This is a genomic window from Methanoregula sp. PtaB.Bin085 (assembly GCF_002067035.1).
GTDB lineage: Archaea > Halobacteriota > Methanomicrobia > Methanomicrobiales > Methanospirillaceae > Methanoregula.
In genome coordinates, this window is sequence record NZ_MVQB01000046.1 from 78,542 (window position 1) to 99,635 (window position 21,094).

The 21,094-nt window shown below is 54.9% G+C and carries 20 protein-coding genes and 1 CRISPR repeat array (1 of these 21 only partly in view); of the genes, 10 read left to right on the forward strand and 10 right to left on the reverse strand.

Features of this window, described 5'->3' with window-relative positions; translation table 11 throughout:
* The 5 genes from A4E33_RS10100 to A4E33_RS10120 form a co-directional block, all read right to left on the reverse strand.
* Positions 1-1,470: a PAS domain-containing sensor histidine kinase gene (locus A4E33_RS10100; RefSeq protein WP_292347797.1), complete on the reverse strand. Its 1,470-nt coding sequence runs from the start codon at positions 1,468-1,470 to the stop codon at positions 1-3.
* The gene (locus A4E33_RS10105; RefSeq protein WP_292347798.1) at positions 1,467-2,318 is read right to left on the reverse strand and encodes a PAS domain-containing protein; all 852 of its coding nucleotides are present in this window, start codon (positions 2,316-2,318) and stop codon (positions 1,467-1,469) included. Before A4E33_RS10105 ends, A4E33_RS10100 begins: the two co-directional genes overlap by 4 nt.
* A 132-nt stretch (positions 2,319-2,450) precedes the next feature.
* Positions 2,451-3,050 carry a molybdenum cofactor guanylyltransferase gene (locus A4E33_RS10110; protein WP_292347800.1) on the reverse strand — a complete coding sequence of 200 codons (600 nt, stop codon included), beginning with the start codon at positions 3,048-3,050 and terminating at the stop codon, positions 2,451-2,453.
* Positions 3,051-3,161: 111 nt separating this feature from the next.
* Positions 3,162-3,641, reverse strand: coding sequence for a methylated-DNA--[protein]-cysteine S-methyltransferase (locus A4E33_RS10115; protein WP_292347802.1), 480 nt, complete (start codon positions 3,639-3,641; stop codon positions 3,162-3,164).
* On the reverse strand, positions 3,632-5,641 hold the full coding sequence (locus A4E33_RS10120) for an ATP-dependent DNA helicase (protein WP_292347804.1): 2,010 nt from the start codon (positions 5,639-5,641) through the stop codon (positions 3,632-3,634). The genes A4E33_RS10115 and A4E33_RS10120 overlap by 10 nt, the downstream gene beginning before the upstream one ends.
* A gap of 150 nt (positions 5,642-5,791) precedes the next feature.
* Here A4E33_RS10120 and A4E33_RS10125 point away from each other — a divergent pair, with 150 nt between their 5' ends.
* The 3 genes from A4E33_RS10125 to A4E33_RS10135 all read left to right on the forward strand — a co-directional run bounded on the left by A4E33_RS10125 (position 5,792) and on the right by A4E33_RS10135 (position 7,126).
* Complete coding sequence (locus tag A4E33_RS10125; protein WP_292347806.1) at positions 5,792-6,025, forward strand: antitoxin VapB family protein; 234 nt, start codon at positions 5,792-5,794, stop codon at positions 6,023-6,025.
* 2 nt (positions 6,026-6,027) lie between these two features.
* Complete coding sequence (locus A4E33_RS10130) at positions 6,028-6,396, forward strand: type II toxin-antitoxin system VapC family toxin (RefSeq protein WP_292347970.1); 369 nt, start codon at positions 6,028-6,030, stop codon at positions 6,394-6,396.
* A gap of 115 nt (positions 6,397-6,511) precedes the next feature.
* The gene (locus A4E33_RS10135; RefSeq protein WP_292347808.1) at positions 6,512-7,126 is read left to right on the forward strand and encodes a hypothetical protein; all 615 of its coding nucleotides are present in this window, start codon (positions 6,512-6,514) and stop codon (positions 7,124-7,126) included.
* A 135-nt stretch (positions 7,127-7,261) separates the two neighbouring features.
* On the opposite strand, the gene A4E33_RS10140 is transcribed toward A4E33_RS10135, so the two are convergent.
* The 5 genes from A4E33_RS10140 to ruvC form a co-directional block, all read right to left on the reverse strand.
* Positions 7,262-7,915, reverse strand: coding sequence for a Yip1 family protein (locus A4E33_RS10140; protein ID WP_292347809.1), 654 nt, complete (start codon positions 7,913-7,915; stop codon positions 7,262-7,264).
* 9 nt (positions 7,916-7,924) lie between these two features.
* Positions 7,925-8,980, reverse strand: a complete 1,056-nt coding sequence (locus A4E33_RS10145; RefSeq protein ID WP_292347811.1) for a hypothetical protein — start codon at positions 8,978-8,980, stop codon at positions 7,925-7,927.
* A 188-nt stretch (positions 8,981-9,168) separates the two neighbouring features.
* Positions 9,169-10,170: a Holliday junction branch migration DNA helicase RuvB gene (gene ruvB, locus A4E33_RS10150; protein ID WP_292347812.1), complete on the reverse strand. Its 1,002-nt coding sequence runs from the start codon at positions 10,168-10,170 to the stop codon at positions 9,169-9,171.
* A 4-nt stretch (positions 10,171-10,174) separates the two neighbouring features.
* A complete protein-coding gene (gene ruvA, locus A4E33_RS10155; protein ID WP_292347814.1) occupies positions 10,175-10,768 on the reverse strand; it encodes a Holliday junction branch migration protein RuvA in 594 nt (197 codons plus the stop codon).
* Between the two features lie 4 nt (positions 10,769-10,772).
* Positions 10,773-11,249, reverse strand: a complete 477-nt coding sequence (gene ruvC, locus A4E33_RS10160) for a crossover junction endodeoxyribonuclease RuvC (RefSeq protein ID WP_292347816.1) — start codon at positions 11,247-11,249, stop codon at positions 10,773-10,775.
* 490 nt (positions 11,250-11,739) lie between these two features.
* On the opposite strand from ruvC, the gene cas3 reads away from it, so the two are divergent.
* The 7 genes from cas3 to cas2 are packed head-to-tail and all read left to right on the forward strand — an operon-like array spanning position 11,740 to position 19,434.
* On the forward strand, positions 11,740-13,971 hold the full coding sequence (gene cas3, locus A4E33_RS10165) for a CRISPR-associated helicase Cas3' (RefSeq protein ID WP_292347817.1): 2,232 nt from the start codon (positions 11,740-11,742) through the stop codon (positions 13,969-13,971).
* The gene (gene cas5c / locus A4E33_RS10170) at positions 13,964-14,644 is read left to right on the forward strand and encodes a type I-C CRISPR-associated protein Cas5c (RefSeq protein WP_292347819.1); all 681 of its coding nucleotides are present in this window, start codon (positions 13,964-13,966) and stop codon (positions 14,642-14,644) included. Before cas3 ends, cas5c begins: the two co-directional genes overlap by 8 nt.
* The gene (gene cas8c / locus A4E33_RS10175; RefSeq protein ID WP_292347821.1) at positions 14,641-16,506 is read left to right on the forward strand and encodes a type I-C CRISPR-associated protein Cas8c/Csd1; all 1,866 of its coding nucleotides are present in this window, start codon (positions 14,641-14,643) and stop codon (positions 16,504-16,506) included. The genes cas5c and cas8c overlap by 4 nt, the downstream gene beginning before the upstream one ends.
* Positions 16,507-16,517: 11 nt before the next feature.
* Complete coding sequence (gene cas7c, locus A4E33_RS10180) at positions 16,518-17,375, forward strand: type I-C CRISPR-associated protein Cas7/Csd2 (RefSeq protein ID WP_292347822.1); 858 nt, start codon at positions 16,518-16,520, stop codon at positions 17,373-17,375.
* The gene (gene cas4, locus A4E33_RS10185; RefSeq protein ID WP_292347824.1) at positions 17,372-18,058 is read left to right on the forward strand and encodes a CRISPR-associated protein Cas4; all 687 of its coding nucleotides are present in this window, start codon (positions 17,372-17,374) and stop codon (positions 18,056-18,058) included. The genes cas7c and cas4 overlap by 4 nt, the downstream gene beginning before the upstream one ends.
* A gap of 43 nt (positions 18,059-18,101) precedes the next feature.
* Positions 18,102-19,133: a type I-C CRISPR-associated endonuclease Cas1c gene (cas1c, locus tag A4E33_RS10190; RefSeq protein WP_292347826.1), complete on the forward strand. Its 1,032-nt coding sequence runs from the start codon at positions 18,102-18,104 to the stop codon at positions 19,131-19,133.
* 10 nt (positions 19,134-19,143) lie between these two features.
* On the forward strand, positions 19,144-19,434 hold the full coding sequence (gene cas2, locus A4E33_RS10195; protein ID WP_292347828.1) for a CRISPR-associated endonuclease Cas2: 291 nt from the start codon (positions 19,144-19,146) through the stop codon (positions 19,432-19,434).
* Positions 19,435-19,666: 232 nt separating this feature from the next.
* Positions 19,667-21,094: direct repeats of the CRISPR family, unit length 32 nt; unit sequence GTCACTCCCTTCGCGGGAGTGTGGATTGAAAT; it runs 3,252 nt beyond the window's last position.

Here is a 21,094-nt window from a genome sequence, read left to right on the forward strand (position 1 = left end):
TCAGGAATGGCTGTCTGTGTGAGAAAGCCGCCAGGTCCCCTTCGGTGCACGGATCTCGAACCGTGCACCCTTCCCGGGCTCGCCGGTCTCCCGGATCGTGAGGCCGGTAATGCTAAGGATCTCGTCCGAGAGGAATAGGCCGTAGCCGGTGTTCCGGTAATATTCCCGCTTGAAGATCCGCTCCTTGGCCCCCTCAGGGATGCCCACTCCGTCATCCTCGCACAGGAGGACAAGTTCGTCGCCGTCTCTGCGGTACGAGAAGCGAATAACGGTTGCCTTACCGCCGTGGCGCACGGAGTTCTCCACAAGGTTGTAGAACACCTTTTCGAGCAGGTAGTCAGCGAAGATCTCGAGGCCCCCGAGATCCTTTTCAATCCGGATCCCCTTGAGGTCGAGACCGCCGACCGCGTTGTCAATAGTGGTGGCGGCATTCTGCCACTGCGGAGCGTTCTCCCCGATGGTCTGGTAATCCCGGGTGAACCGGATCTGTTTCTGGATGAGCTCGGTGACCTTCTCGATCTTCTTGAGATGATCAATAACCCCCGGGTCCGAGACCGCCTCTTCCGCAAGCGAGAGGTACATGACGATGGCGGTTATCTGGTTCAGGATGTCGTGGCGGGTGATGGACGAGAGCGTGTTGAGTTTCCGGTTGGCGAGCTGGATCGCTGCCTCGAACCGCTTCCGCTCCTGGATCTCGGACTTGAGGATCTCGTTTGCCTGCGTCAGTTCCTCGGTCCGGTCCTTCACCCGCTGTTCCAGGTCCTCGCGTGCCTTGGCAATCACCTGCTCGGCAATCTTGCGCTCGGTGATATCGATGGCCGAGCAGATCACGATGTTGCCCGGGGAGAGTGAGGCAGAGATGAGGAACTGCCGCACGGCACCATCGCGGGTATGGAAAAAGAGCTCGGTATCGCCGGTCCGTTGCGTTTCGGCGATGCTCCGGATAAAGGATACCTTCCCGTCGGCATCGTACAGGACCTGGGAGAGGTTCCGGCTGATGAGATCCTCGCGCTCGTAGGAGAGCATGCGGGCGAACTTGGCGTTGGTCTCCCGGATCTCCTGGGTCGTGAGATCGAAGGTGAAGATCCCGGCCTGCGAGTTCTCGAAGATCCCCCGGTATTTCCGCTCCTCGGCTTTCAGCCCCTCGGCAAACGAGGAGGTGACGACCCCGATCGTGACGAAGATCACGTACCATGCGGTTGAGACGGCGATGAAGGTGGTATTTGAGGTGCTGTAAAAGTAGACGAGGGATAAAAAGACCGTGGAAAGGCCAAGCGAGAAGAGAACTCCCCGGTTCGGGTACTGGTACACGAAGAGAATGATGGGCAGGAAGTACAGGAACGGGAATACTTCATAGATCCCGTGTGTCAGCGAATAGATGGTCGAGTACACGGCGAGCGCGATCGTGGCGAGGATGGCAACAGCCCACGAAATCTGGTGCCGCTGGGGAGCTGTCATGCCGGGGGTCATGGCTTCTCCTCATCATCGCGGAAGCTCTTCCGGTTCTCGAGCATGGTACTCTCGAACCGGCGGTGCTCGAGAATCTCCGCTTTGAGTTCCTCGTTGATCCGTTCGAGATGCGCTGTCCGGGCCCTGACCTGCTCCTCGAGATCATCCAGGGTTTTCCTGATCTCCTCGTCAACGATCTTCTCGCCCGTCACGTCCACCGCGGAGCAGAGGATCCGGTCGTGAGCGATCTCGAGGGGAGATATGACAAACCGGAGAATCGTCCCGTCTTTTGCGCGCAACAGGATCTCCGTCTCGATCGGTTTCTTCCCGCTCATGACCAGCTGTACAAACCTCTCGCGTTCCTTATCGTCCGTCCAGATCCGGGAGATCTCCGTGCCAAGGAGTTCCGGGCGTTCGAAGCGGAGCTGCATGGCAAACTTGGTATTGATCTCGATCAGTTTCCCGCCTGAGATTTCGAAACAGAAGATCCCGTCCTGCGAGTTGTCGATGATGTAACGGATGCGGTGCTTCTCCGCAAGGAGCCGGGTGGCATAGGATGCGGCAACGACGCCGATGGTCATGAAGATGGCAAACCACGCGGTGGCGATCACCATCAGGTTGGTGTTGTGGGAGGCGAGGAGGAAGACGAGGCTGATGTACATGAGGCCGATGCAGAGCGAGAAGATGACGGCCCGCTTCGGGTAGAAGTAGACGACGAGGATGATGGGGAGGATGTACAGGAAGGGGAAGACTTCGGTGATGCCGTGCGTCAGGGAAAAGACCGTGGTAAGGATCGCCCCGATGCAGGCGGCAGCGATGATGAAGAGCTGCAGGACTTCCTCGAATTCGTCAAAGAGGTGTTCACGCACGTGCAGTCATCCCCGGTACGTCCATGATGTCTGGCGCATTCTGCTGTTGTACAATAGAATACGTGGATCTCATTGCATATATTTATATAGTGAATTATTGCGATGTACTTTCCGCGGGTTTCCGCCCGTTTTTCAGGTTTTGCTGCCCGGGTTGTTGATCCAGTCAAGTTCCTCGAGCTTGTTGATGTTGGTAAAGGTCCGGAGTTCCGGGTCGAGCCGGCGGAGGTCTTCGACGGGAATGTACCTCGTGTTGAAGCTCCGGATCATGGGACGGAGGGAATAGGAATCGTGGCTCTCCAGGTACCGGAGCAGGACGTCCCGCCGGTATACTGCATGGAGCGGTTCAAGCATGTCCTGGTTCCAGCAGGGAATTGCCGCGTCCGCATTCCCGATCGCATCGAACAGGTATGACACAACAGCGCTTTCGAGGCAGGGCATGTCGCAGGCAGAGACAAAAAGCAGATCCCCTTTTGCCGCAGATGCTCCGGCATGCAGTCCTCCGATAGGGCCGATCCCCTGCCGGATATCGGGAATGCACCGCACATCCTGCAGTGCGTTAAAACGCCGGCACTGCTCCGGATTCTTTGCAACGATGATGATCTCGTCTGCAACCCCGCGGAGGGTGTCGGTAAGCCGCTCGATGAAGGTCTTTCCCTGGTACCGGAAGAAATATTTCTCCTGCCCGTTTGCGCGCCGGGCTTCCCCTCCCACGAGGATGATTGCCGATCTCATGACCGGCACCGCCCGGCACGCCCCGGCTCGGCTCCTGCCGGTCTGTTATCCGCACAAATATCTCTGGCCGGGATTGTATAATACAGTGCCATGGGAATGAAAAAACATCTCTTACTGTGTCTCTGATTGTGTTATCCCGCTGTCCAATTGTAGTTTGCGTACTGCTTTCTTCTCCATGGTGAGCAGCTCTTCCTTGATCGCGATATCCGGCGAGAATCCCCCGATGCCGTCTGCCGCGATAACACGGTGGCAGGGAATCACGAGCGGGACCGGGTTGCGGGCCATTGCCTGCCCGACAACGCGGGGATGGGTCCGGGCGATCTCCGCGATCTCCCCGTAGGTTGCGGTTTTCCCGTACGGGATCTGCCGGACCGCCCGGTAGATCCTCGCGTATGCCTCATCGCCATGGAGGGCCGGGGCATCGAGCACCGTCAGGTCGGTCGGTCGGCCGGCGCAGAACTGCCGGAGGGGACCGGGGACGTCCCCGGGGGTGCCGGTTGCCGCAAACTGTACACGGTACACCGTATCGCCGCGCCACTCCACGCGGACGTACCACAGCCCGAACCGGCACGAGCCGCTCGTCACTGCCATCGCCCTGCCACCTCCCGGAACCCCGCGGAATCGCACGCGATCATCTCTTCCTGGATCCAGACCGGCAGGGCACTCTTCACGCGGGGCTCGAGGAACCGTTTCTCGGCAAGCACGAGCACGCCCCGGTCTTCCGGGGTGCGGAGCACCCGGCCCAGCGCCTGCAGCGAGCGGTTGATTGCCGGCAGCGTGTAGCAGAGGAACTCGCCCTCCGCCCCGAACTTGTGCCGGAAGTAATCGATCATCATCCTGCGGACGCTGTTGAACGGGGCCAGCGGGAGGCCGACGACCATCGCCCCGTTCAGCATCTCGCCCCGGTAATCGAGCCCCTCGCTCCACTTCCCGCCGCAGACCGCGAACATAATCCCCGATTCCCCCCGCTGCGGGAGACTGAGGAATGCCGTGAGGGCAGCGCCGGCATCTGCCGCATCGCGGGGCTCGGTGAAGATCTGCCGGCCCCGCAGGTGCGGCCGGGCAAGTTCCGCGTAGGTTTCCAGGATCTGGTAACTCGGGAAATAGATCGCCCGGTTGCCCTTCAGCGCCGCGAAGGCCCGGATGTACTCCACGACCTTTGCGGAGTTTTCCTTATTCTGCCGCATCGAGTACGCGGTGGTGATGTCGTTTGCGCAGGCAACGAGCCGGTTTTCCTTCGGGAACGCGTTGGGCAGGGAGAGGGTGGTGACCGGTATGTCGCCGAAGTAGAATTTCCGGAAACTTTCAACGGGCGAGAGCGTGCCCGAGATCAGCACGGCGCAGGCGTGCTGCTGGCAGACATCGGTGAGCGCTGCTGCCGGGTCGATGTTGCGCACCTCGAGCGTGATCCCGCCCTCGCCTTTCCGGTACACGGTCAGGTAGGCCGGGTCCGACGCGGACTGGGCGAGCCGGAGCAAAAACTCTGTGAGCCCCTCGATGGCGGTCTCGCGGTACTGCCCGGCCTTCTGGTTCTTCTCCTTGATCGATTCGGCGATCCCGATGAGGTCATCGACGATCTCGTCCAGGGACTTGTAGAGTGACTCCTTCACGATCATCCGGTCGAAGATCGCGGGATCGAACCAGTCCTCGGGATCGCGGGAGTTCTCGAGCCCCTTCATGAACTCCGTGAGCCTGGGGAGCACGTGACGGACCGCTTCCGCCCCCTTGTGCCTGCTCCGTGCGATCCCGGCCAGCTCGCGGGAGGCCATCTCGAGATATTTCTGCTCCATCGTCGCGGTCATGATGCCGGTGATGGTGTCCCCGCAGTTGTGCGCCTCGTCGATCAGGAGCAGGACGTCCTGCGGCTCGACCCCGAGGTTCGCGTAGAGCTGCTCACGGATCTCCCGGTCGAAGAGATGGTGGTAGTTGAGGATCACGACGTCGGCAGTCCGGGCGGCCTGCATCATCAGCTCGTACGGGCAGCACTGGCCGCACACTTCGGAAAGCTCCTTTGGCGGCACCGGGTTCGCGATCACCCGGTCGGCCCGGTTCTTCAGGTCGGCCGAGGGGATCATGCGGACTCCCATCGTCTCGGCCGGCACGAACTGCCTGCTGGCAATGTAATACGGACAGAGCAGCGGGTGCTCTTTATCCATCCGCCGGATCTGCTGGACGATGAAGGGATCCTTGATCGGGTTGAGCGCACCCTTCTCTGCCCGATCCCGCATCAGCGAGTTGGAGAACGCCTTGACCCCCTCGCACCGCCGGTACACGTCCCCCTCGCCGCCGAGCGGGCACATGCTCTTCTTTCCGATGAGGTATACTGTCTTTATCTGCGGCTGCTTCTTCCGGACAAGCTCGAGCTCGCGGATGAACGTGTTCAGCTGGCTGATGGTCCGGACCGTAATCACGATCTTGCGCTTCTTCCGCTCAGCGAGGAGCGAGGCAACGACACTCGACTTCCCGGATCCCGTGGGGGCATCGATCATCGCGATGCCGCCGTCGCGGGCAACCGCGGCCACGGTTTCGAGCATGGTCCGCTGGCCCGGGCGGTATTCGCTGTACGGGAAGAAGGTGTCGATGGCGTCCATTGTGTAATACTCAGTTGGTTCCCGGATGTTTTATGGGTGTGGGCGGCTGCAAGCCGCCCCGCGGAGAAGTGAAACTTCGACCGTACGGGTGCGGGGTGAAGGTAATGCGATCCGAAATCCCTATAACTGTGTATACACATATCATCCCCTATGGTGACCAAGACCATTAACATCAAAGAATCCGCCTATAACGCGCTCAGGGCACAGAAGCGCCCGGGCGAGAGCTATTCCGATGTTATCCTTCGTGTCACTGAAGGCGAAGAGAAAGGTGTCTGCGAATTCCTGGATACGATCGATCCCGCAGTGCGCGAAGAGCTTGCGGCATCGGTGAAATCAGCAAAAAAAGACCTTGACCGTATCCGGCCCCGGAAGGTATCCCTTTGATCGTGGATACCTGCTTCCTGATCGATCTGCTGCGAGCGCACCCGGGTGCCCTGAAGATCGCCCGGCAGGAGAAACATCTCCGGACAACCGCCATCAGCAGCGCGGAATTCCTGCTGGGGGCAAAGAAGAGCGGGAACAGGAACCTGCAGAGCCTTTCGGAAAAACTGATCGGATATTTTCCGGTACTCCCGTTCGATGATGAGTCCGCGGTTGTCTATGCAGATATTGCATGTGCCCTTTCCAGAAAAGGTCGCAGGATTTCATCCATGGACGAGCTGATCGCGGCCATTGCCCTGCAGCATACCGAACCGCTGGTCACACGGGACCGGCATTTTGCTGATATTGAGGGACTGGAAACTATCTCATACTGATCCCGCGAATCAGGGGAAAAAATAAAAAGTTTCATGATCTCTCCCAGAAGCGCGAACCGTTCCTTCAGGATAAAACAGAAGCATATATCATCTTTCCATAAAAAAAACCGGATGCATGAAGCCCTCCTCTCTTGCAGTTCTTTTTCTCGTCCTCATCGCTGCCGCTTGTGCTTCCGGGTGTTCCTCCTCCGGCCAAAAGGCGGAAAGCCCGCAGCAGGCTGCGCCGGTAACAACCTCACCGCCTGCCAGTATCACCTATGAAAAACACGGCATCAGTTTTGTCTATCCCGGTAACCTTGTCCTCACCGAACGCGATGCTTCCGATGCCGGGTCCGGGAGTTTTGAGGACGGTGAGATCTGGCTCCGGGGAGCGGGCCCGGACAACCTGACGATCAACTGGATCGCCATGCACCACCGCCCCCCGGATATACCGGCAGTGTACGAGGCAATGCGGAAATCCTTCCAGAATGACAAATCGATATCCGATCTCAGGTATTTCCTGCTCGAGACGTATCCTCAAACGACCTGCGGCGACGCCACCCTCATCGGGCACATGAGTTTTGTGAGGAAGGGCCAGCAGGTGACAACGAACGAGGGGATCCTCCTCTGGTACCATGCAAAGCAGGACCGGACGTACATCATCGACCTCGCTTCGGCAGATGATTACAAGACCGGGCTGCGGGATGCGCTGGGAAGGTACCAGCAGTCGTTCCGCTGCACCGACTCCTGATTACCTTTTTTCCAGTTTCCTGCTTTGGAGAACATACACAGCTGCCGGCAGGAAGGAGCGCTCAGCGCATAAAGTCCCTGAGTTTCACGCGGGGAAAAAAACCGGTGCTCGTGGCAGTTCCGGGTTCAGCAGGGATCAGGTCCCCGTCATGATCATCCGGGTCACATCGACAGATGCCATGGCGGCAATCACGAATGCAAGGTAAACCGCGACCGGGATCCCGGTGATGACGGCAGATCTCCCGAACGCGAACTTCTGGGTGTGCTGCACTCCCAGCGTCCAGAGGTACCACTGCCATATGACGAACAGCAGCCCGAGATACGTCCAGGTATCATATGCAGTCTGTGCGTATTCTTCCATGACACCAGTCGTTACCGGCGCGGCAAATCCGATCACAAATAACATGATGGCAAGCAGGACGAACGCGATGATGGACAGTGTCCACGGCATCATACCGTACCCGGTGTCCCGGACGGTTGCTGCAAGTGAGCCTTTTCCGCCCAGGCCCCGGGAAATGCCCCAGGTCCAGAGGGACATGATGATCCATCCCGCCAGCGGGAGGCTGACATTGCATTTGAGGAAGACCCACATCATTCCCTGCAGGGTCACCGACAGGGAACTGAACGATCCTGAGACCATGTAGGCTACAATAATGACCATGTAGACAAGTCCCGGAAGGAGTGCGCCCGCTGCGAAGATGGCAAGCGGCGGCCGGAGGTCGATCGCTTCCTGCGATACCCGGGCAAAAAAGGTGTCCGGGCGGACCACCAGATCCCAGAGCCCCGCCATCGTATCACATCATTCCAGGGCCGGGTCCTGGTACGACACCAGCAGCTGCACGGAGCTGTCGGCAAACGCGATGTTCTGCCCGCCGTCGAACGTACCGAAGGCAAAGACCTCCTTGTTGAGCGGGATGACCGTCTCGACCACGATCACTTCCTCCTTCTCTTCGAGCGTGATACCGCGCTTCGCGATCAGGTCGAGGATCCCCTGCGGGATGTTGTGGCCGGCCATCAGGTAATGGATCCGTGAATCAATACGGCTCCTCACCTCGGTGATGGATACGCTCGTGTGGTCGGTTGTTTTGTGGACCGCAAATCCCCCACCATGACTCTTTGCGTGCTGCGTTACGATCGGCGCCTCGAACCCGCACAGCGTCTTCAGGGCGTTCTCACCTACCTGGAAGTTCATGAAATCGTTCCATGCCTGCTCCGACAGGCCGGCCTGTTTCATCATGTCGCCGGCGAACGAGACCATCGCGGCACCCTCTGCAAAATACGCCATGATGCTCGAGAACCGGACAAAGTACGGCGATCCTCCCTGCATGACCGTGAAGTCGCCGCTGGACTCGAAGAACCGGAACCCTTTCACATCCGTGATTTTATTTCCGGATGCTGGCACGGTGATCCCGTCCACACCTATCCGTGTTCCTGAATGCGTTCCCGAGATCTCCGATTCCCTGCTGATGACGAACATGCCATAGAACGCGACATGCTCGCCAGTTGTCGGGAGTATACAGTCGGGTGCGGCGGCCGGGCCGTGCACGAGCGCCGGGGCGTCTTTAATAAACTTCGGCGAGGCCCGGAGCGCCTTCATGAGTTCCTTCTGCTTATTCGCGACCCGGCGTCTGTTCAGGTACGAATATACAACGATACCGATAATGAGGAGCAGGATAATGATCACGATGGTAAAATCGCCGGAGCCCTGAGATGCCATGGAGGAGAGGTAAAGCAGGATGGAGGAAGAAGGTTGTGGTTTATGGTTGGAGATGAAGCATTCGAAGAACCGGTATTCATCCATGATATCCCTGCTGCCAGCGGGATGCCTGTCAGCGGGGACGATTCCTGACGCCACTGTCAGCGACCCGGGCGATCCCGGTAAAATCCTGTCCGGCAGTGGTGATGGCCGCCTTGAAAGCACCCGCCGGAGTGGCGGCAGGGATCATGAAAACGGCTGGAAAATCACGTTGCGCCCGGTCATCCCTGAACCGGTCTGCCATTGCTCCGGGGGAATACATGTCCTCTCTTTCCGGTCTCCTGCAGTTACAGCAGGGTCTTCTGCGGCAGGTTGATATGCCGCCGTGCTGCCGGCGTGATCTCGCGTCCCTGCGGGGTGCGCTTGAGAAAACCGATCTGGATCAGGTACGGCTCATACACGTCCTCGATGGTCCGCACCTCCTCACCTGCCGCGATGGCAATGGTCTTGACGCCGACCGGCCCGCCGTCAAAATCATTGGCGATAACCGCAAGGATGCGGCGGTCGAGTTCATCAAGACCAAGGTGATCGATCTGCATCATGGCAAGGGCAGCTCCGGTAATCTCCCGCGTTATCGTGCCATCCCCCTTGACCGTTGCATAATCCCGCACCCTCCGAAGTAACCGGTTGGCGATCCGGGGGGTTCCGCGGCTCCGTTTCGCGATCTCTTCTGCCCCGTCGGGGGTGATGGGGATCTTCAGGATCCCGGCACTCCGTGTTACGATCCGGGTCAGATCCCCGGGGGAATACAGGTCGAGCCGGGAGGTGATCCCGAACCGGTCCCGGAACGGGGCCCCCAGAAGGCCCTGTTTGGTGGTCGCCCCGATAAGGGTGAAATGCTCGAGGTTCAGTTTGATCGTGCGTGCGCTCGGCCCCTCACCGATCATCACGTCAATGAAAAAATCCTCCATGGCAGGGTACAACACCTCTTCGACAACGGGATTGATCCGGTGAATCTCGTCGATAAACAGGATATCGCCCTGCTTGAGGGGGGTGAGCAGCGCGGCGATATCCCCGGGTTTCTCCAGCACCGGGCCGGTCGTGGACCGGATATCCGCTCCCATTTCGTGCGCGATGATGTGGGCGAGCGTGGTCTTGCCAAGTCCCGGGGGCCCTGAGAAGAGGATATGGTCCAGCGGTTCGTTCCGTTTTTGTGCGGCTTCGATAGCTATCTTCAGGCTTTCCTTGACCTGCACCTGCCCGACAAAATCCTCAAGCCGGTCCGGCCGGATGGTGAGATCATCACCCTCCTCCGCCAGAGGTGCGGGCGAGACAATCCTCTCCTCCATGATGTTACCGCTCCTTCAGTTTTGCGAGTGCAGCCTTGATAAGGCCCTGGACGGTCGATGAGCCGTGTTCAGGTGCCGCCGCGTTCACCGCATCCCGGGATTCCTTTTCGGCAAACCCGAGCGAGACCAGTGCGCTGACCGCGTCATGGATCGCCATGCTGTCTTTCGTCTCCCCGCGGACGATCGTCTCGCCCACTTTTTTCATCTTGTCCCTGAGTTCAAGGATCAGCCGTTTCGCACTCTTGGGCCCGATGCCGGGGATGCGGGTCAGGGTCTTCTCATCATCATTCAGGATCGCGATCGCGAACTCCTCGATTCCGATCCGGGACAGGAGGTTCATGGCGATCTGCGGCCCGATGCCGGTTACGCCAATCAGGATCCGGAACATCTCCAGTTCGCTCTGGTGCGGGAATCCGTACAGGGTGACAGCATCTTCCCGGACCACCAGGTGAGTGAAGAGGGTTACCGGTTCCCGGGTGTCTGCCAGCCGCCGGAGGGCAGGCTGGGTTACCTGCACCTGGTACCCGACCCCGTGAACATCGATGATCACCCAGCGGTCACCCGCGAGAACCATGGTACCGGAAAGTCGCGCGATCATTGTACTATCTCATGATGTGGATATGGCATAAGGCAATCGAAAGTGCATCGGCTGCGTCATCGGGCCTCGGGATTTCGCCGAGCCGGAGCAGCCGCCGGATCATCTCCTGTACCTGCCGCTTGTCGGCACGTCCGGACCCGGTGATGGCCTGCTTGACCTGGTTTGGCGTATACTCGGTGACCGGAATGCGGCGCTGTGCCGCGGCAAGGAGGACGATTCCCCGGACCTCGCTCACGGCCATGGCAGACGAGATGTTTCTGGAGAAGAACAGTTTTTCGAGCGCAAGGTGCGAAGGCTGGTATTGTTCCAGCAGCCGGTCAACCTCCGTGTAGACGGCAAGCAGGCGTTCCGGGTGGCTGAGATCCCGTGCAGAGGTCTCGATGCAGCCATGGCAGAGCGGGCGCGGGGGCACTCCCCGCTCCGTTTCGATCACCCCGTACCCCATGCGGGCGAGGCCGGGATCGATCCCGATAACGATCATGTGAACGGAACTTCCTGATCTGGTATTTGCTGCCAGAGTATTTTACCAGAAGGGTAGACAGGGTGAAAATGAACAGGGATGACCGGCTCCCGATTTCCTCCCCGTCGTTGCTCCCCCCCGGTTGCCCCTCCGCCACAATATACGTGAAGCCGTGATACCAGTGATTGGAACATTGATATATACTGCCTTACCGGTTCCCGCCAGAGAATACTGGAGTATTCCGGCAGAATTACCGTGTTTTCCGGAATTGTTGCCTCTGGTTCCGGGTGGAAGAGGCAAATCTCATACAACGGCGGGCGCTGCGGGTTCCGCTGAACACGGGAGTGTTACGAGAGGTTTTTCCGAAGGGTGAGGGCCGGGGCTCGTACCGGAGATATGCCGGATTGCGCGCGGGTTTTTGCATTGGATTTTTTTTAAAATATTTCACTTTCACACCGCAAATCGGAAAATTTAATGGGTGGCGCGGGGAACGAAACGATTGGGTTTATAGTTGAATAAATCTGCAGAACAACATCATAAAAACATCCTTATGTATTACGCGCACTCAACAAAAAATTCCGACAAGTCGGACTGGCAGCCACTTAAAGATCATCTGAAAAATGTCGCCGAGCTCTCCCGCATTTTTGCCAATGATTTTAATGCGGGGGATCTGGCATATATGAGCGGCCTCCTTCACGATTTGGGGAAATATTCATCTGAATTCCAACGACGCCTTGAAGGACAAAAAATTTCTGTAGATCATTCGACAGCTGGTTCGTTAGAAGCGATCAGACTATTTGACGGTTCACAAAAATCTGCAGGTCTGTTGTTTGCCTATATCATTTCCGGCCATCATGGGGGTATGCTGAATTTTGGGAGCGCGGAAGGGGGCCTTTGCGAACGTTTGCAGAAACAAGAATTGCCGGATTATTCAGCATTCCGGAAAGACATAACCCTGGATCCGGAAAGGATCGGCCAGCCCAAACTTCATCCACTTCCGAAAAAAACCGGATTCTGTATCTCATTCTTTACGCGGATGCTCTACTCATGTCTTGTTGATGCAGACTCGCTTGACACTGAAAAATTCTACGATTCGGAAAAATCTTCCTTACGCACGCAGTGTGATTCCATGGAAGAACTCGCCAAAAGATTTGAGAGTTTCATGCGGGAAAAAAATGCCGGAGTGGATGATTCCCTCATCAATCGCGAGCGGAAAAAAATTTTCAGACAGTGTGTTGATGCCGGCTCACTGCCGCCAGGTATTTTCAGTCTTACAGTCCCAACCGGCGGGGGGAAAACACTCTCATCAATGGCCTTTGCACTTGAGCACCTCAAGAAAAATAACCTCAAAAGGATTTTTTACGTCATTCCCTATACAAGCATCATTGAACAGAATGCCAAAGTATTCCGGGATATTTTCGGGACTAAAAATGTCCTGGAACATCATAGCAATTTCGATCCTGAAACGCTGAAAAAATTCACTGGAGATCCAATCAGTGAAGCTCTCATGCTCGCAACCGAGAACTGGGATATGCCGATCGTTGTAACAACCAATGTCCAGTTCTTCGAGTCGCTCTTCTCAAATAAACGCTCACGCACACGAAAGCTTCACAACCTTGTAAAAAGCGTTATCATTCTTGACGAAGCCCAGATGCTCCCGACAGGCTACCTGCTGCCATGCCTTGCCGCGTTGTCCGAACTTGTCCGGAACTATAGTGCAACGGTTGTGATATGCACAGCAACCCAGCCTCGTCTTGGCGACCTTCTGGACAAGACAATACCGCCCCGCGAGATCATGCATGATCCTGAACGGTTGTATGAAACATTCCGAAGAGTGAACGTGACCAATCTCGGATCCCTTTCTGACGCAGAACTCGCAGAAAGGCTGGATAAGCAACTGCAGGTATTGTGTGTAGTCAACACCCGCACCCACGCGAAGAAATTGTATGATGCTTTGAAAAAAACCGGCACGTGTCATCATCTCAGCGCCCGTATGTGCCCGGTTCACCGCAGGAAAAAACTCGAAGAGATCAGAACACTACTCAAAGATGGAAAAGAGTGCCGCGTTATATCGACTCAGCTGATTGAAGCCGGTGTGGATATCGATTTCCCGGTTGTGTACCGTGCAATGACCGGCGTTGATTCACTTGCACAGGCCGCCGGGAGATGCAACCGCGAAGGAAAACTACCGGAACCGGGCAAAGTATTCCTTTTCAAATCTGTGGAGAAACATGGCAAAGCTACATCATGGCAGAGTCTCGTTGCGGAAATCGGGGAAATGACGCTTGCCGGATCGGTCGATCCCCTCTCGCTGGATACGGTTGCGGATTATTTCCGGCGATTATATCATTACAAGGAAGATGGTGGTCTGGATGAGAAGACCATTTTACCAAAACTTGAAGATGGTTCGCGTGAGCTTGCATTTCCGTTTGAGGATATTGCAGATGCATTCAGGATCATTGAGGAGGGGACAAAAGATGTGATCATTCCTTTTGACGATTACGCCCGGTTAAAAATTGCTGAACTCCGTTCAGCAGAGTTTCCCGGGAAATATCTCCGGGATCTCCAGGGATACACAGTCAGTATTTTTGCCAATGAGTTCCGCGAACTGGAACGTAATCATGCAATTGAGATACTGGCAGAACGGTTCTTCGTCTTACGATCCTGTGAGGATTATTCCGATGAGACAGGACTGAAACCCCGGCAGGATGCCGGTTACGATGGCTCATTGCTGAATGTTTGAAGAGGTGGTTGATATCGGATTTGGTATCAAACTGAAAGTCTGGGGCGATTATGCATGCTTCACGCGCCCTGAGATGAAGGTCGAGCGGGTCAGTTACGATGTTATGACCCCTTCGGCTGCACGCGGTATCCTTGAAGCGATTTACTGGAAGCCCGCGATTGTCTGGGAGATCGACCGGATTCATGTGATGAAGCCGGTGAAGTTCGATAATATCAGGAGAAACGAAGTGCTTGGGAAAATCCCGCTTTCCACAGTGAAAAGTGCATACCAGGGGAAGGAGGTTGTCATGTTCAAGGATCCAAACGATGAGCGGGTCCAGCGGGCTTCGATGGTTCTCCGTGATGTCGAGTATTACATCGAAGCGCATTTTAACATGACCGATAAGGCAGGGCCTGACGACAGCGTTGAGAAACATTACAACGTCGCCCTCCGCAGGATGCGGAAGGGACAATGCTTCCATCATCCATATTTCGGGTGCCGGGAGTTCCCGGTGCAATTTGAGTTCATTGAGGGAGAGATTCCAAAATCAAAACTTAATGGTAAGAAAGATCTCGGGTTCATGCTCTGGGATGTCGATTTCGCCAACAAGATGACGCCGATCTTTTTCCGTGCTGAAATGAACAATGGTGTTCTCGATGTCCAGAAGTGCAGAAAGGAAGGTGTCTGTTCATGATTGTGCAGTCACTGGTCCGGTATTATGATATTCTTGCGGGTGACAAATCAGTCAGGATTGCCAAATCCGGCTACAGCCCGGCAAAAGTATCGTTTGCGCTCGTTCTGTCAACAGACGGAGAACTCACCAATATCGTTGATCTTCGATCCGATGACAGGAAAAAAACACCCGCAACAATGGACGTTCCTTACCAAAAGTCACGTGCAGTTGCCGTGACACCTTACTTTGTCTGTGATAACGCGAAGTATTTTTTTGGTATTGAAAAACTCAGCACAGATCCGAAAAAGAAAACCGCTGCGGATATCATCCACATTCTTTCCGAAGATGGAAAAGAGAAAATTGTTGTATCAAAGCGGTCGCGGGAATGTTTTGATCAGTGCCGTATTCTCCACCATTCTCTTATGGATGCGGTTACCGATCCGGTCGTGAAGACATTCCTCAAATTTCTCGATACCTGGATCCCGGAACATTCGCTCCAGCATCCCAAAGTTGCGGAATATAAAGACCGTATCCTTGACGGCGGGCTGTTTGTTTTTCAGGTTGCGGATGGCCAATACATTCACCAGAATTCGGTTGTAAGGAAATGTTGGGAATCCGGTTATTCCACTACCAGCGAAGCTTCCGATACCGAATATTCCCAGTGTCTTGTGACCGGAAAAAAAGAACCGATTGCCCGTATTCATCAGAAGATCAAAGGTGTGTTCGGGGCGCAGTCTGCCGGAGCAACACTGATCGGATGTAACGATCCGGCATTCTGGTCGTATAATAAAGAGCAGAGCTACAATTCCCCGATAAGCGAATCAGCGATGTTCAAATACACAACCGTGTTGAACCATCTTCTTGAACATGGAAGCCGGAACCGGATCCAAATCGGAGACACGACCACAGTCTTCTGGGCCGAGACGGAGAAGAAGACCTGCGAGAACCTTGCCCTTTTTTTCATCGATCCTATTGAAGAAGAGGACCCGCCGGACGCAGGATCCCGGGAACCCGCACGAACACAGGACCGTGCCACGCGACAACTTGTGGGGGATATCCTTGCCAAAGTCCGGATCGGAGGGCACTTGGAAGAGAAGGATCTTGGCGTGGATCCCGAAACCACGAACTTCTATGTTCTCGGACTCTCTCCCAACAATGCCCGGCTTGCTGTCCGCTTCTGGTACCAGGACAATTTCGGGAATTTCATCACCCGGGTTGCACGTCATCATCTCGATATGGAGATCGAGCGGGACAGTCGAGGGCCGCAGTACATCTCCGTGTATCGTCTCCTGAGGGAAACGGTTCCCCAGAATTCAAGCGATAAGGCAGCATCCCCGCTGCTTGGGGGATTGCTGATGCGTTCGATTCTTGATAACACCCCTTACCCAGTACCGATGTATAATGCGATACTTAACAGGGTGAAGACCGAGCGATCGATCCACTATACCCGGGCCGGCTTCATCAAAGCCTGCCTGATCCGGATGGCACGAACACGAGGAAAGCATGAAGAGGATTTGATTACCGTGAGTCTGAATGAAGAAAGCACAAATGTCCCGTACCGTCTCGGACGATTGTTTGCGGTACTGGAGAAGGCGCAGAGCGATTCGAACAAGGATCTCAAGAGCACGATCAACAGTAAATACTTCAGTAGCGCATCGACAACACCGGCGGTCGTGTTCCCGGTCCTGCTGAAACTGGCGCAGCACCACATCGCCAAATCCGACTGGGGTTTCAAATCGAACCAGTGGATTGAGGAAGTGATATCCGGAATCAATGAATTCCCGGCTTACATGAACCTGGAGGATCAGGGGATGTTCATGATCGGGTACTATCACCAGAGAAAAGCGTTTTTCAAAAAGAAGGAAGAAAGCGATGACGAATAGGAGGCTAACGTATGAACAATCCAATCAAGAACCGGTATGAATTTGTGTTGTTATTCGATGTTGAGAATGGGAATCCGAACGGAGACCCGGACATGGGAAATATGCCCCGCGTCGATCCGCAGACGGGCTATGGAATTGTGACGGATGTCTGCCTGAAGAGGAAGATTCGTGACTATGTTGATATGGTGAAGGCCGGAAAAGAAGGATATGATATCTATGTAAAGGAAGGTGTTGTTCTCAATGAGCAGCATACCCGTGCTGTTGACAAGATTAAACCCAAGGATCCAAAGAAGCCAAAGAAGGATGAAGAACTGAAACTCGCAAAATTCATGTGCGATACGTTCTTCGACATCCGTGCTTTCGGTGCGGTGATGACCCTTGAAGTAAACTGCGGTCAGGTCCGCGGGCCGGTTCAGCTAACCTTCGCCCGGAGTCAGGATCCAATCTTCCAGCAGGAGGTCACGATCACCCGGCAGGCTGTTGCGAATGCCAAGGATGCCGAGAAGGGCAAGACCATGGGCAAGAAACAGATCGTACCGTATGGTCTTTACCGTGCCGAAGGCTATGTTTCCGCTCACTTAGCAAAGAAAACAACCGGATTCTCGGAAGACGATCTCGCCCTGCTCTGGGAGGCACTCATCAACATGTTCGAACATGATCACTCCGCATCCCGCGGGAAACTCTCCGCAAAGAAGCTGATCATTTTCAAGCATGACAGCGAACTCGGCTGCTGCCAGTCGCATATCCTGTTCGATAAGGTAAAGATCGAGAAGATCCCAAAAGATCTTCCTCCCCGATCGTTCAAGGATTACAAGGTCACGATTGACAGGAATGTACCGAAGGGAGTCGAAATCATCGAAAAGTTATGAACGGAAAACTGTACTCGGATGACGAGCTGCTGTTGTTATCCGGTATCCAGCATTTTTGTTTCTGCCAAAGGCAGTGGGCACTCATCCATGTGGAGCAACAATGGTCCGAGAATCTCCGCACTGCCGAAGGCCATATTGTTCATGAACGGGTCGATGACCCGTTCCTCAGCGAATCGCGGGGAGATGTTGTCATCTCCCGGTCATTCCCTCTGGTTTCGTACTCCCTCGGCCTGACCGGAATTGCAGATGTAATTGAGTTTACACGATCCGACAAGGGAATCGCGATTCCGGATCGGGATGGCTTATGGTGTATGAAACCGGTCGAGTACAAGCGGGGCAAGCCGAAGATCGATGAGCGGGATGAGGTCCAGCTCTGCGCACAGGTCATGTGCCTTGAAGAGATGTTTGGCATCCGTATCATTGAAGCGGATTTTTATTACAACGAAATCCGAAGGAGGGAACGTATCGCCATCACGGATGATCTGCGCCATCGTGTTCAGTTGCTGGCGAATGAAATGCACAAGGTCTTCCGGAACGGGATTACCCCGCAGGCCGAAAAAGGGAAGCATTGCATACTCTGTTCGCTTATCGATATCTGTGTCCCACGCCTGACAAAGAAAAAAAGTTCCGTCAGGAATTATATAGGGAATCACATCAGGGATGCATGCGCTCCTGATACGTGATCATAACAGTCCGGAAACCTGATCACCGGACAGGAATTCCCCCATGAGAAAATTGCTGAACACCCTGTATGTCACAACACCGGACTCCTATCTCCATCGCGACGGAGAGAATGTTATCGTTAAAGTCGGGAGCGAGGAGAAGTTCAGAATCCCGATTCATAATCTGGAGGGGATTGTCTGTTTCGGGTACATGGGCGCAAGCCCTCACCTGATGCAGTTATGTTCGGAGAATAACGTGGGGCTTTCATTCCTTACCCCGCACGGAAGGTTCCAGGGACGGGTGAATGGACGGGTCCGGGGTAATGTGTTGTTGCGCCGGACCCAGTACCGTATTGCCGATAACCCGGAAGCATCTCTTGCTATTGCACGATGCTTTATCACCGCCAAGATTGTCAACTGCCGGACCGTTCTCGGAAGAAGTATCCGCGATCACGGGGATGTTATCAGATGTGAAAAGATACGGTGTGCTGATAATCTTCTCATCGAAAACCTGATGAAGATTAACACCTGCAGGGATGCTGATACGCTCAGGGGCATCGAAGGCAACTGCGCGAAATTCTATTTTGATGTTCTTGACGAACTCATCCTGAAGCAAAAAGATGATTTTTTCATCCGCGACAGGAACCGCAGGCCACCCCGCGACAACATGAACGCCCTTTTCTCGTTCCTGTATACGCTCTTGGCACATGATGTTGAATCGGCGCTGGAAACGGTCGGGCTCGATCCGTATGTCGGATTCTTCCATACCGATAGGCCGGGACGGGCGAGTCTTGCTCTGGATATGATGGAGGAACTGCGCCCCTTCATTTCCGATCGTCTTGCACTGAACCTTGTGAACCTGCAACAGGTATGTAGCGATGATTTCCTGAAAAAAGAGGGGGGTGGAATTCTCCTTACTGAAAAGGGACGTAAGGCAGTTCTCGCTGCGTGGCAGAAGAGAAAGGCGGACGAGATCACCCATCCGTATCTTGACGAAAAAATTCCCATCGGGCTCCTCCCGTATGTCCAGAGCCTGTTGATGGCGCGGTTCCTCCGCGGGGACATCGAAGGGTATCCACCGTTTTTCATGAACTGAGGCAGTAACCATGATGGTCCTGGTCACCTACGACGTAAACACGGAAACACCGGAAGGACGACGAAGGCTCCGGCAGGTCGCCCGGGAGTGCGTGAATTATGGGCAAAGGGTTCAGAACTCCGTATTCGAATGTCTTGTCGATCCCGCCCAGTTTGCAAAACTTAAACATTCCCTGGAAGGAATTATGGATAAGGAACGGGACAGTATACGGTTTTATTATCTTGGAGCCAACTGGAAGAACCGTGTCGAACACCTTGGCAATAAGACAGGATACGATCCTGAGGGATTGCTTATGGCATAAACGGTGCGAACCGAAAGATATCATAGCGATCCCTGAAGGTTCGCGGGATTTTTTTTTCAATGTCTATTTATTTTGATCGCAGGTTCTCTGGATTTCAAAAGGTCTTTTTCACAATCTCATTATTAGATACCGGAATCAATAGGCACTCATTCCGGTTGAACATTGAATTTGTTTTGAAATTTGCAGCATAAACAGCAGGTATTTCATTTTGAAAACCGAACAATAATTTAGGGTCACTCCCTTCGCGGGAGTGTGGATTGAAATGTTATCATAAGTATGAGTTGCCGTTGATCCGCTGGTCACTCCCTTCGCGGGAGTGTGGATTGAAATCCGGCACCGGTCCAGATACCACGGCGGGATAGCTGTCACTCCCTTCGCGGGAGTGTGGATTGAAATAGGGAATCTTGCCGGTCAAAGTACCGGCCGTTTGGCGTCACTCCCTTCGCGGGAGTGTGGATTGAAATACTGATGCCGGGGTGCCGGCGGTCATCGCTTCGATGTCACTCCCTTCGCGGGAGTGTGGATTGAAATACCGTCCCGAAGTACGTGTACGAAACCATCAGTACGTCACTCCCTTCGCGGGAGTGTGGATTGAAATCGAACTGGACGGTCAACATTACACCGGCGCCGGTCACTCCCTTCGCGGGAGTGTGGATTGAAATGCGTGACAGCAGACACTCACCTCTCGCGATTCGGTCACTCCCTTCGCGGGAGTGTGGATTGAAATCTGGTCTCCTGTCAGGAATCTCTTGTTTTACACCCGTCACTCCCTTCGCGGGAGTGTGGATTGAAATTTTACCCTGTTGTTCCCCCCATCATAGACGGTAGTGTCACTCCCTTCGCGGGAGTGTGGATTGAAATCAAAACTATCTTCAATCAGAACACCGGACAAAGGTCACTCCCTTCGCGGGAGTGTGGATTGAAATTCGTGGTATTTCTGTAATACAAACCTCTGGCCGTCCTGTCACTCCCTTCGCGGGAGTGTGGATTGAAATGATCCCGTTCGGGCGCATAAAATGACACTCACGTCACTCCCTTCGCGGGAGTGTGGATTGAAATCTTTGTCGGGTCCGCGAGAAGTATCCTGACCATAGTCACTCCCTTCGCGGGAGTGTGGATTGAAATTCAACCGCACAGGATCCTGTCGAAGATTTCACCGCGTCACTCCCTTCGCGGGAGTGTGGATTGAAATAGATCCTGGGCTGCTTGCCGAGACGTAAAGATCGTCACTCCCTTCGCGGGAGTGTGGATTGAAATCGCCTCCGGTATCATCGCCTCGATATCGCTGTAGTCACTCCCTTCGCGGGAGTGTGGATTGAAATCCCATCGTACCGCTGTCAAGCGTGACGGTCTTCGCGCGTCACTCCCTTCGCGGGAGTGTGGATTGAAATTTATCGTGCATAATGGCCTGCTGTCGTAGGTAAGTCACTCCCTTCGCGGGAGTGTGGATTGAAATGTCAGTATAGCAGCACAGCAGGAGAGCACAGCAACAGGTCACTCCCTTCGCGGGAGTGTGGATTGAAATTCAAAGTCTGCGAAGGCGCAGGCTCAGCAATCGACGTCACTCCCTTCGCGGGAGTGTGGATTGAAATAATGAGGATTGCATCGCTGGGATGCGGGCCCGGGTCACTCCCTTCGCGGGAGTGTGGATTGAAATCGG